This window comes from Streptomyces sp. NEAU-YJ-81, assembly GCF_017592595.1.
In the GTDB taxonomy this organism is placed as follows: Bacteria; Actinomycetota; Actinomycetes; order Streptomycetales; family Streptomycetaceae; genus Streptomyces; species Streptomyces hygroscopicus_B.
Genome location: NZ_JAGFNO010000082.1, coordinates 1 through 10,451 on the forward strand (window position 1 = coordinate 1; position 10,451 = coordinate 10,451).

At 68.6% G+C, this 10,451-nt stretch carries 8 protein-coding genes and 3 pseudogenes; 4 read left to right on the plus strand and 7 right to left on the minus strand.

All coding sequences use genetic code 11. From position 1 onward, the window contains the following. Window positions 1-165 (minus strand): annotated as a pseudogene (locus J5X86_RS49615) (methylmalonyl-CoA carboxyltransferase); the annotation flags it as partial. Window positions 166-638: 473 nt separating this feature from the next. After that, complete coding sequence (locus tag J5X86_RS52755) at window positions 639-1,085, minus strand: zinc ribbon domain-containing protein (RefSeq protein WP_308124991.1); 447 nt, start codon at window positions 1,083-1,085, stop codon at window positions 639-641. 205 nt (window positions 1,086-1,290) lie between these two features. Here J5X86_RS52755 and J5X86_RS49625 point away from each other — a divergent pair, with 205 nt between their 5' ends. Beyond that, window positions 1,291-1,974, plus strand: coding sequence for a TetR/AcrR family transcriptional regulator (locus J5X86_RS49625; RefSeq protein ID WP_208523153.1), 684 nt, complete (start codon window positions 1,291-1,293; stop codon window positions 1,972-1,974). Between the two features lie 392 nt (window positions 1,975-2,366). Here the strand turns inward: J5X86_RS49625 and J5X86_RS49635 are convergent. The 3 genes and pseudogenes from J5X86_RS49635 to J5X86_RS49645 form a co-directional block, all read right to left on the minus strand. After that, window positions 2,367-3,189: pseudogene (locus J5X86_RS49635) on the minus strand (helix-turn-helix domain-containing protein). A 306-nt stretch (window positions 3,190-3,495) separates the two neighbouring features. Next, a complete protein-coding gene (locus J5X86_RS49640) occupies window positions 3,496-4,149 on the minus strand; it encodes an SDR family oxidoreductase (protein WP_308124992.1) in 654 nt (217 codons plus the stop codon). Window positions 4,150-4,232: 83 nt separating this feature from the next. Then, window positions 4,233-4,940, minus strand: a complete 708-nt coding sequence (locus J5X86_RS49645; RefSeq protein ID WP_208523154.1) for a hypothetical protein — start codon at window positions 4,938-4,940, stop codon at window positions 4,233-4,235. Between the two features lie 340 nt (window positions 4,941-5,280). Here J5X86_RS49645 and J5X86_RS49650 point away from each other — a divergent pair. The 3 genes and pseudogenes from J5X86_RS49650 to J5X86_RS49660 all read left to right on the plus strand — a co-directional run. Beyond that, a pseudogene (locus J5X86_RS49650) lies at window positions 5,281-5,697 on the plus strand (transposase); the annotation flags it as partial. A 127-nt stretch (window positions 5,698-5,824) separates the two neighbouring features. Then, entirely contained in the window at window positions 5,825-6,421 is a 597-nt protein-coding gene (locus tag J5X86_RS49655; RefSeq protein WP_201858789.1) for a TetR/AcrR family transcriptional regulator, read from the plus strand. Between the two features lie 65 nt (window positions 6,422-6,486). Continuing rightward, a complete protein-coding gene (locus J5X86_RS49660) occupies window positions 6,487-6,642 on the plus strand; it encodes a hypothetical protein (RefSeq protein WP_208523158.1) in 156 nt (51 codons plus the stop codon). Between the two features lie 1,196 nt (window positions 6,643-7,838). On the opposite strand, the gene J5X86_RS51815 is transcribed toward J5X86_RS49660, so the two are convergent. Then, window positions 7,839-9,302, minus strand: a complete 1,464-nt coding sequence (locus J5X86_RS51815; protein ID WP_243983343.1) for an oxygenase MpaB family protein — start codon at window positions 9,300-9,302, stop codon at window positions 7,839-7,841. Then, entirely contained in the window at window positions 9,299-9,985 is a 687-nt protein-coding gene (gene uppS / locus J5X86_RS49670; protein ID WP_243983346.1) for a polyprenyl diphosphate synthase, read from the minus strand. The genes J5X86_RS51815 and uppS overlap by 4 nt, the downstream gene beginning before the upstream one ends. Between the last annotated feature and the right edge of the window lie 466 nt (window positions 9,986-10,451).

Below are 10,451 nucleotides of genomic sequence, written 5' to 3' on the forward strand. Positions count from 1 at the left end.
GTCGATGCGCTCGCGCGCGGTCAGCTTGCCCTTGGCGTGCTGCTTCTCCACCGCGCGCGCGGACCCCGCATGGGTCGCCTCTTCGATACGGCGCTGCAGATCCGCGAGCTTCCCCGCGGTGGTGTGAATATCGATGTCGGCCGGCTGCGCGGGCTCGGTGCTCACTGCTTGGCTCCCTTCTGAGCGTTGGCGCTGGTGGCGTGCCAGGTGGTGAGCAAGAGCCCGGTTGCCGAGGCAGCTGTGAATGAGTTTCCGAGCGGGAACGGCACTGCCATCCGCACTGGGGAACCCGGAATGGGGGTGTCCGGTTGGTGAGGCGGGGCCGTCAGACCGGCGCCTGGGGGCACCGTTACGTCATTGCGTCTCAGCGTTCTTGGCAGGAACGAATCGGTCGGCACTGGGGGGCGGCGTGGTAGGCGGCAGCCAGGAGGGATCATTGGAGGCACTCCAATTGATGGGCAATGGCCTGCGGGGCCGAACTCAGGTCAGAAGGTGTCGTGGGGGACGTACACACCCCAGACGTCGCTGGAGCAAGTGGGCGTGCTGCCTCGACCTTCATTGCCACGGAGGCCGCGAAGGCTGTGGAGGCTCGCAGAGGCGGAAGAGGAGTGCCTGAGGGCCGGACTCGATGCCTTCTGTCAGACACACCGGGCCCCGACTCGCACGGTGAGCGGCGGCACGCCGATGACCCTGGAGCACAGCCAGAATCCCTCGTTCATGTTGATGGTGGCGAGTGCGCACTGTCTCCCGGGGCTCCGGCCCATGGCCAGGACATGACGGATGACCCCGGTGCCGCAACTGAGCTCCCAGGCGAGATCGGTGGAGGCGCAGACGGGACACAACAGACGGCGGAAGACTGCGGTCCGACACCAGCGGCAGCGCTGGAAGTACAGCTCTCCACCCCCCACTCCACCCAGCGGCACCTGCGTGGGGCAGTCCGCCTCCGGGAGTGGGCTCGCGCTTGGATCGACCTCCCGTTCGACGGGGGCGCTATCCGTGGTTTCGATCGCTGCATGGAGCACGGTGTTCCTCTCCGTCCCCGTCCCGAAATGACCCGCGACGGGAGGCGAGAGCTCACCGATCACGGCTGTAGCACGTCGGCACCGCTGTGGCGGCGTGTTTCACAAGCTATGGTACTCAGTTCCGAAAGTGAAGTACTTAGTCCCAAAGCGCTCTGTGATGGAAGCCTCGCCGCGTCACTCGGCGCCCGATGCCCGCAATGCGGTGTTCGATCCCATCGAAGCGAGGCAAGTGGCGTCTGCGCGGTGAGACGGGGAAGGATGAGCGGCCATGAGCAAGCCACCTGCACGGATCCGACTGGCAGACGCCGCATTCGCGCTCTTCGACGAGCGCGGATACGAGCAGACGACCGTCGATGACATCGCCGAGCGAGCGGGACTCGGGCGCACGACGTTCTTCCGGAACTACCGATCCAAGGAAGACGTCATCTTTCCGGACCACGATCGGCTCCTGGAGTTGATCAGAGATCGGCTGGCGACCTCCAGCCACAGCACCGCTCTGGTCGCCGTGTCGGACGCGGTTCGACTCGTACTGCTGCGCTACGTGGAGGAGGGCGACCTGGCGAGGCGGCGATATGCCCTCACCAGCAAGGTGGCTGCCCTGCGTGACCGGGAGATCGCCAGTGTGGGCCGCTATCAGCGACTGTTCCGGGAGTTCATCGCCGACTGGATGGGGGGCCCGACGGAACCAGCGTCGCTGAGGGCCGAACTCATGGCCGCCGCGGTGGTCGCCGCCCACAACCATGTGCTGCGTCGCTGGCTTCGGGGCGAATCGTCCGACCCGGTCGCCGAGGTGGACGAGGCGATGCGTGAGGTGCTCGCCCTCTTTCCGGCGCCCGGCTCCTCACCGCAGCTCGGCGGTGGCACCACTGTCGTCGCGTTCAGGACCGGGCAGGACATCGACACCCTGCTCCCCTCGCTGCGACGTCTCGTCGAGGACGACGCCGAGCGCTGAAGCCCGCTCCGTTTGATCGAGTGATGCCGCGCACAGCGGAAACAGGGGCGCGCTTGGGCGTGTTAGCTTCCGGCCGTGGCTTCCCCGGTCCCGCACACCTTCCTATCCCATAGCGGAACCGCCGGGACCAGCCCAGGGGCTGCCCGGCGGTGCTCGGCGTCCGTGCCCCGCTCGACCCGCTCGATCTCTTCGGCGACGGCTTCGTCCGAGACCCATACCCCTGGCTCGACAGGCTCCGGGCCGAGGCCCCCGTGCACTACGCCCCCGGCACCGGGTTGTGGCTGGTCAGCCGATACGACGATGTGCGCCGCGTACTGCTCGACCCGACCCTGTTCCGTCCCGACAACGCTCTGCACGCAGTCTGCGCTTGCCGGAAATCCCATCCGTGCAGGTCATGCGGTATGTCGGTATTCGTGGAGGATGCCGCAGAGGCGATCGTGTCGGCGTATGTCGAGGCGGGCCAACGCGTCGGGATCGTCGATCGGCGGGGGCAAGGGGTGCAGCGGTCTGGCGTTCGCGATGCCCTGGTGGGGCCGGTGTCCGTTATAGAACTGCGCGAACTCGCGCAGGGCGTGGAGGAGATGTCGCTGGTTCCAGTCCGGCGACTGCCGTGTTCGATCACCACGAGCACGTACATCCGCACCCCCGGCCTGTTTCCATGAAGTCGCAGGCCAGCAGCGCATCAGCCTGGGAGCGAAGGAAGGTGGCCCAGGTACTGGAGTTCCGCTCGGGCGCAGGATCGATGCCGGCCTCCTTCAGGATTTCCCAGACGGTGGACGCGCCCACCTTCATCCCCAGGACGAGCAGCTCGCCGTGCAGGCGTCGGTACCCCCGGCTCGGGTTCTCTTTCGCCAGGCGCAGCACCAGGGTGCGGATGGAGCGCACGGTGCGCGGTCGTCCCGGGTGTTTGGGCCGGCAGGAGGCGGCGTGGCGGTGTGCGACGAGGTTGCGGTGCCAGCGCAGCACCGTGTCGGGTCGGACGAGCAGCCGTAACCGTCGCAGGACGTCCAGTGGCAGGCGATGCAGCAGCGCCGCCAGGAATGCTCGATCGCTCGGCGTGAACCGGATCTTGTCCTTGCCGAGTTGGCGTTCCAGCACGGTGATCTGGTGGCGCAGAGCGAGGATCTCCGCGTCCTTGTTCCGGTCGGCCATCGGCGGCAGGCGAAGCATCGCGAACGCGTTCGACACACCCAGGTAAGCCAGTCGCAGCAGCACGGTCGATCATCATGACGCGCTGATGGCAGCTGCGCGAGAGCATCGGCTCGGGCGACCGCGGCCAAGGTTTCGGGAAACCTGAAGAACCGGCCCTCATCAGGGCGGATGAGATTTCCGGCAAGGGCAGTGTCCACGCCGAAGCATGCCGCCGAGTGCCCCTGCCGGTTGATGTCCGGCCGGAGTAGGGGCCCCGTCCTCAGCTGTAGCTGCGACCGCGCACCATCGTCGGCGGTGCCTACGGCGCCGCCGACGATGGATTTGCGATGGGGCTGCTGCTCGGCTCATGTGGGGCAGGCGGGAGCCGGGTCAGACTGCGGAACGGCCGCCGTCGGCGGCGACGATCGCCCCGGTTGTGAAGCTGGCCCGGTCACTGGCCAGGAAGGCAACCACCTCGGCGACTTCGGTCGGGTCGGCCACCCGGGCCAGCGGCACCGTGTCGCCGTATCCGCCGACATCTTGGCCGAGTGACTCGACCGCCTTCGCCGAGCGCATCGGACCCGGCGAGACGGCGTTGACGCGGACGTTCGCCTGGGCGAACTGGGCGGCCCAGGCACGGGTCAGGGACTCCAGCGCCGCCTTGGTCGCGCCGTAGACGGCCATGGCGGGCATGCCGATGCCTGCGGCGGTGGAGGAGATGTTGACGATGCTGCCGCCCCCGTTCGCGGCCATCCGCGGTGCCAGGACCGTGGTGAGCACGAAGGGAGCCCGCACGTTGACAGCGAACGCATCGTCGAAGGCGGCGAGTTCCTGCGTCGCGCCGAGCAGGACCGCGGCGTTGTTGATAAGAATATTGACGGGGCCGACCGCGTCGGCGAGCCGCCGCACGTCCTCGACCTCGCTCAGATCAGCCGACAGGAAGCGGAGTCGCCCGCCGAGATTCTCAACCACCTGGGCACCGCGCCGCGGGTCGCGTCCGGTGACCGTGACATCAGCACCGCCGGAGGCGAGGATCCGCGCCACCGCGTACCCCAGCCACCGATGGCACCGGCGCCGGTGACCAGTGCGTTCTTTCCCTTGAAATCCATGAGCGTGCCTTCGTCGGGTCAGCGCGCCGCGGCGGCCGCGTTACGGATCCAGCTGCGGAATTCGATCGCCAGGTGCTCGCAGTGACCCTCGATCATCGAGTCCGGGGCGGCCGACGGATAGACGACGCGCACCACCACGTTCGCGCCGGTCTCGGTGTCCCGCGCCTGGTGCAGGCAGTACGCGAAGGGAGTAGCGTCGTCCAGGCTGAGCAGGGCGTTCATCAGCGTCACCGGGTAGGACGCGTCGAGGAATGCGCTGACAGCGGCGGGCAGTTCGCGGGCTACCGAGACCTTGAACCGGGTGAGGTGGCCGCCGATCGTCTCCACCATGCCGCCCGTGTAGGTGGGCGGTTCGACGTAGTGCTCGGGGTGGGCGTTGACGAGCAGTGACTTGTCCTGGAAGCGGCCGGTGCCGGCTTGCGCGGCGAACCACTTGGCCAGGCCGGTGCCGCTGAGCCCGCGGACGGTGAACTCGGTGCGCGACTCACGGAAAGTGCCTCCCGAGGCCGCGACGAGCTCCTTGTGGTAGCGGTCGCCGGCGTCGATCTGCTCGGCGAGCAAGTCCATCATCACCTGCCCGCCTGCCACGTTCTTCAGGTTCATCAAGGCCCGGCGTGCGGCCTTGAGCTCCCACCGGTCGACTTCGGTCTCGTCGAAGGTGCGGCCCATGGCGTGCACATCGACGGTCACGAGGGTGGTCTGCTGTGCTTCGGTGTGGGTGTTCACGTGTGTTTCCTAATCAGTTTGGGGAGTCGGCCATCCGGCAGACTCCAGGTGGTAGCCAGCGGCAGGTGAGCACTCCTGGTTCCTGGACTGTTGAGTCCTGATGAAAGACCGTGCCCCCTGCCGTTCGGCCCGGAGAGTTGATCGCTGATGGGATGTCGTGCCCGCCTCTGGCCGGCGTGAGCACTGCTTGATTAGGTCGCTGATGGTTCTCCGGCAGGCTGCTGAAGGTGATCGGCATCGAGAGCGGAGGACCGTTGCGACTGTTCGTGGGAGATGACTGGGCCGAGGACCATCACGACATCGAGGTGATGGACAGCGCCGGCCGACGGCTGGCCCGGGCCCGGCCGCTGAGATCATCCTCTCCCAGCCGGGGCTGGGAGTCGTCCTCGGTGCCCGGGTGCTCGCAGAGTTCTGCGACGACCCCGCCCGCTACACCTCCGCCGAGGCCCGCAAGAACTACGCCGGCACTTCCCCGATCACCCGCGCCTCCGGCAAGAAGAAGGTCGCCCTGGCCCGCTACGTCCACAACGACCGGCTCATCGACGCCCTGCTCACCCAGGCATTCAGCACCCTGCGCGTCTCGCCCAACGCCCACGCCTACTATCAGCGGCAACGCACCCGCGGAGTCGGCCACAACGCCGCCCTGCGCCAGCTCGCCAACCGGCTCGTGGGCATACTCCACGGATGCCTCAAAACTGGCACCCGCTACGACGAGGCAACCGCCTGGTCGCATCACGCGGAACTGGCTACGGGGTGACATCTACGCTCCTGGGATGTCTTTCATGGCAGGAGGCGGGCAATGCAGCTGCGGCGACGGTCCAGCTGCGTACACGGAATGCGCCAGCCCGTTTGCCGCCCGCCCAAATCCACAATAAGATGCAGTCATGCATCTTGCAAGCCCGGAGCCCGCCCCCCGCCGCCGTCGGCGCGGCGCAGAACTGCAGGCCGCTCTACTTGACGCCGCCTGGGAAGAGCTGATGGAACGCGGCTACGCGGGCCTCACCTTCGCCGCGGTAGCGGACGGCGCCGGCACCAGTCGCCCGGTCGTCAACCGTCACTGGGCGACCAAGGCCATGCTGGTCCGTGATGCCATCGGCCATGCCAGCGACAAGTTCCCGCTCACCGATCCCGACACCGGATCGCTGCGCGATGACACGATCGGGCTGCTCGAACAGCTCAACGGGGCGTTCACTGTGTTCGCTGTCGCCATGACCGCACAGTTGGCCGCCTACTTCGAAGAGACGGGAACAACACCCGCCGAGCTGCGTGCGTCCCTGATCGATGAGAGGTGGGCGCTGATCGAGTCCGTTGCGCAGCGCGCCGTCGAGCGAGGAGAGATCGATGGTTCGAAGCTGACTCCGCGAATCACACGGTTGCCCTTTGACCTGCTCCGACACGAAGTGCTCATGGACCTGGCGCCAATGTCCGCGCACGCCATCCAGGAGATCGTTGACACGATCTTCATCCCCCTGCTCACATAAGACCCTGCTTAGGGCGTGCAGATCTTTAACTCGTGGCTTTCCATTCGGTGGTCCGTTGGTCTGGCATGAGCGGGTTGGATGGGCAACGGGCCGTGCTGGCAGCCAAGTTCGAGGCGATTCTGCCGCACCTCGACGAGCGGCAGCGTCGCCTGCTGATAGGGGCGGAGGCCCAGTCCCTCGGCCACGGCGGGATCAGAGCAGCCTCGCCAGGAGCGCGCTGAGGGTGTCCTGGTCGGTGGTGGTCAGACGCGCCCATGCGGGTGCGGCCACGGCTGCCGAGTCACCGGCGAAGGACGCGGCGATCGTGGTCGCGCTCTGGACCGTCGGCAGGGTTTCCGGGTCGATGTGGCGGAGGTAGTCGGCGACCGGGGCCAGGGCGGGGAGCAGCGACCCGCGGCAGGTTCTCGTGGCGACGAGCCTGTCGCCATGGCTCCTGGTCCATCAGTGGCAGCAGAACACGGCCCAGGTACGCGCAGCGGTGCCAGAGCGTGTCGTGGTCCGAGGTCACGGTCGACCCTCTCTGCGGCGAGTGGAAGGCCTGGGGCCGAGGATCAACCCGACTGCCACAGGCCCTCCAACTTCCCACTACGCGCAGGGCACGTACGGGACGGGGCTGTTTGCCGTGCCATGGCCCGTAGACCCGCTCGAGCTCACGATGGCCGCGACCGTAGTGGTACGCCAGCCAGCCTTCGGGTCACCGGGGTGGTTCACGCAGGTTGCCGCTGCGGTCGACGACCGCAGCGGCGGCGCGCACTTGGACTGACGTGAGGTCGCCGCCGTCATCCACATGTTCGAGAAGTTGTTGTAGAACTCGAGGTCCACCTCGCTGGTACAGGCCACAGGACCGCCTGAGCACGATCTGATGCCTCCGGTACCCGTCATCCGAGAGCCGCTGTGGTTGGGCTGCGACGCGTAGGCAATGCAGCTCGCCGCTGCCCCGGACGCGTCCTGCGCGGTCACCGTGACCTCAGGCGGTTCCGCATTCGGCGGCGGGTCGGCCAGCGCCGTCTGAGTACTGGTGGCGACCAACGCCACACCGACGGCGAACGCGCTCACAATGCTTCGTAATCGTATGAAACACCCTCCCTTTCGCTGCACAACCCAACTGCCCATAAGCCGGACGGCCTCGAGCGACGCCAGACCGTAGATGTGGAACACGAGGTACAGCAGGGGCATACCAGCCAATACCTCCCCTCCTGCCTCACGGGCCTGAGAAGAGTCATCCTCCGACGGGGACCTCATCAGGTTCAGGAACAAGTTCTAATCCCCACCTGCTCGTCAGCCAGCGCACGGCCTCGACCTCGACCATCCGGTGGTCAGCATGCCCTCGAGGGGCGTTTCGCAGGTACCTGAGTCGCAAGAAGGGACGTAGGTGCAGGAGCGTGCAGCCGTGGCCGCCAACCCATGCACGAGCTCGTCAGGCGTCGGCGAGGAGGGGGTCGTACGGGGTGCCCGTGCGGCGGCCCGCCATGAAGGAGAGGAAGTCGCCCACGAAGGCGCTCCGGCCGTAGGCGCCGTCGGTGGTGGTGAGGTCGCGGTGGAAGGCGGTGCGGAAGAGGGTTCGGTACTCGTCCGCGTCGATGCTCCCGTTGCCGTCCTTGTCGGTGGCGTCGAAGAGGACCTCGGCAACGCGGATGAGCGCGGGTCCGGCGAGGGAGGGGACGGCGGTGGCGTACTCCTCGGCGCTGACGCGGCCGTCGCCGTCTTTGTCGAGGGCGGCCTGGAGCTCACGCCACCAGGCGGCGAAGGCGTCGTAGAGCCGGGCCTCCTCGGGTTCGTCCAGGTCGAGGCGGGTGGAGAGTTCGCGTGCCATGGCGGCGAGGTCAGGCCAGTCGAGGTGGCCGTCGCCGGTCTGGTCCAGCACTCGGCGGAAGAACTCCTCCGCCGAGCGTCGGTTCTCTTCTGTGGCCGCCGAAGGTGCCGGGCCGGGATTGGTGTCGCCGCTCAGTGGTGTGAGGAGGCGGAGCAGGGCCGATGCCCGCTTCATGCGGGCGCGCAGGGCGGTTACGGTGCGGGCGCGGGGGTCGTCGCTGTCGGGCGAGAGTGAGAGGGCTTCGATGATGCTTTCGGCGTTGATCCAGCCCTCGGGCAGGAATCGGGCGAGCCCGGCGGCGAGGTAGGCGCCCTGCATGAGGGTTGGGGCGCCGGGCATCTCGGGCAGGCCGGCCCGGCGCCGGTAGGGCTCGGGGAGCGAGGCGACGGTGATCGCGCCGAGGAGCGGACCGGCGACAGCTCGGCCGGCCGCCCACAGTGTCGGCGCGCCGTCGAGCAGCGCAGGGGCGGGCAGGTGGTCGAAGAGCCGGTAGAGGATGACGCGGGCCGCCTCGGTGTTCTCCAGCTCGCTTTCGACGACCCGGTCGAAGTATCGCCAGAAGTCGTTCAGGTCCTCGGGGAGTTCTGCGGCGTCGCCGTCGAGCGCGGCGAGGAACGCGCGGTACTCGGCGTACATCCGCTCCATCGTGTCCTGGTCGAGCGGCTGGCCGCTCAGCCGGCACATGGTGACGGCGCTCTCGAAGAGGGTGGCGACCACCCAGGCGCGGGTCGCGCGGTCCATCGCGTCGTAGGCGCGGCCGCGGGAGTCGGAGCCGCTCATGCGGGCGTGCAGCCGGTTGAGTCGGGCGGCCTCCCGTTCGCGTACCGCTGGGTCGGTGGCGAACATGCGCCGCATGCTGAGGAAGGTGTTGCGCAGTCGGCGCCAGGGGTGGGCGACGAAGGTGGAGTTGTCGACGAGGGCGGCGCCGATCTGCGGGTGAGCGGCCTCCAGTACGGTGGCGCGGATCATGGCCAGAGCCCAGCGCGGGTCGTCGAAGAAGGCGCTGAACTGCGATTTCGGGCCGAACAGGGATGCCTCGTCGGCCGTTCCCGTGGTTTCGGTGGTCATGATGGGTCTCCGTTCGTCCGGGCGGGCACGCCGCCGAAGCGGCGGTCGCGGCGCCGGTAGGTGTGCAGGCAGGCGAGGAAGTCGGGAGCCCGGAAGTCCGGCCAGAGCACCTCGGGGAAGACCCACTCGGCGTAGGCGACCTGCCAGAGCATGAAGTTGGAGATGCGCTGCTCACCGGAGGTGCGGATGACCAGATCCGCATCGGGGGTGTCGGGGAAAGGCAGGTGGTCCGCGAAGAGCCGCTCGGTCACCTCGTCGGCGGGCGTCCCGCTGCGGATCAGCGACCTCGCAGCCTCGACGATGTCCCGACGCCCGCCGTGGTCGAAGGCGACGGTCAGCGTCATCCCCCGGTTGTCGGCGGTCAGCGCCGCCAGGTCGTCGAAGTCCTGGGCCAGTTCACGGGGGATGCGCGGGTCGGTGACCCCGAGGAAACGGCAGCGGATGCCGCGCGCGAGCAGCAGCGGCGCATGCTTGCGCACAACCCGGCGCACCAGACGCATCAGGAATTCGACCTCGGTGCCAGGGCGGTTCCAGTTCTCGGTGGAGAAGGCGTACAGGCTGAGCCACTCCACGCCGGCGGCCCGGGCCGCCTCGATGACGTCGATGACGGCGGTCACCGCGGCCCGGTGACCCGCCGTTCGGGGAAGCGAACGCCGCTGCGCCCAACGGCCGTTGCCGTCCATCACGCAGGCCACGTGCCGCGGCCCCGCACGCGCCGCCCCCTCGTCCCGCCGCTGCCCGCCGGGTCCGCCACCGCACTGTCGCCCGCCCGGCCGGTCCTCCGTCACCGCGCGTGCGCGCGGGACGCCGTAGTCCGTCACGCCCGGCCCCGCCCCGTCCGGAGCGGCACGACCGGCCGTACCGCGCTCGGTCACGCCCACCCTGCCTCGCCGCTCCCGCCTCGACCACGCCCCACCGGCGCGTTCCCTCCCGGGAGTCTGACAGCGCGAACGGGCCCTGCCCGGCCGAATGAGTGGCCGTCACCCTTGACTCGTACGTTCGAATCTGGCGTCGCGGGAGGGGTCGGCTCCATCGCCGTGCAGCTGGCCCGCGAGGTCGGCGCCCGGGTGATCGGCACCGGCCGGGCCGGCGACCGCGACACCGCCCTCGGCCTGGGCGCGGACGCCTTCGTCGACCTCCAGGCCGAGG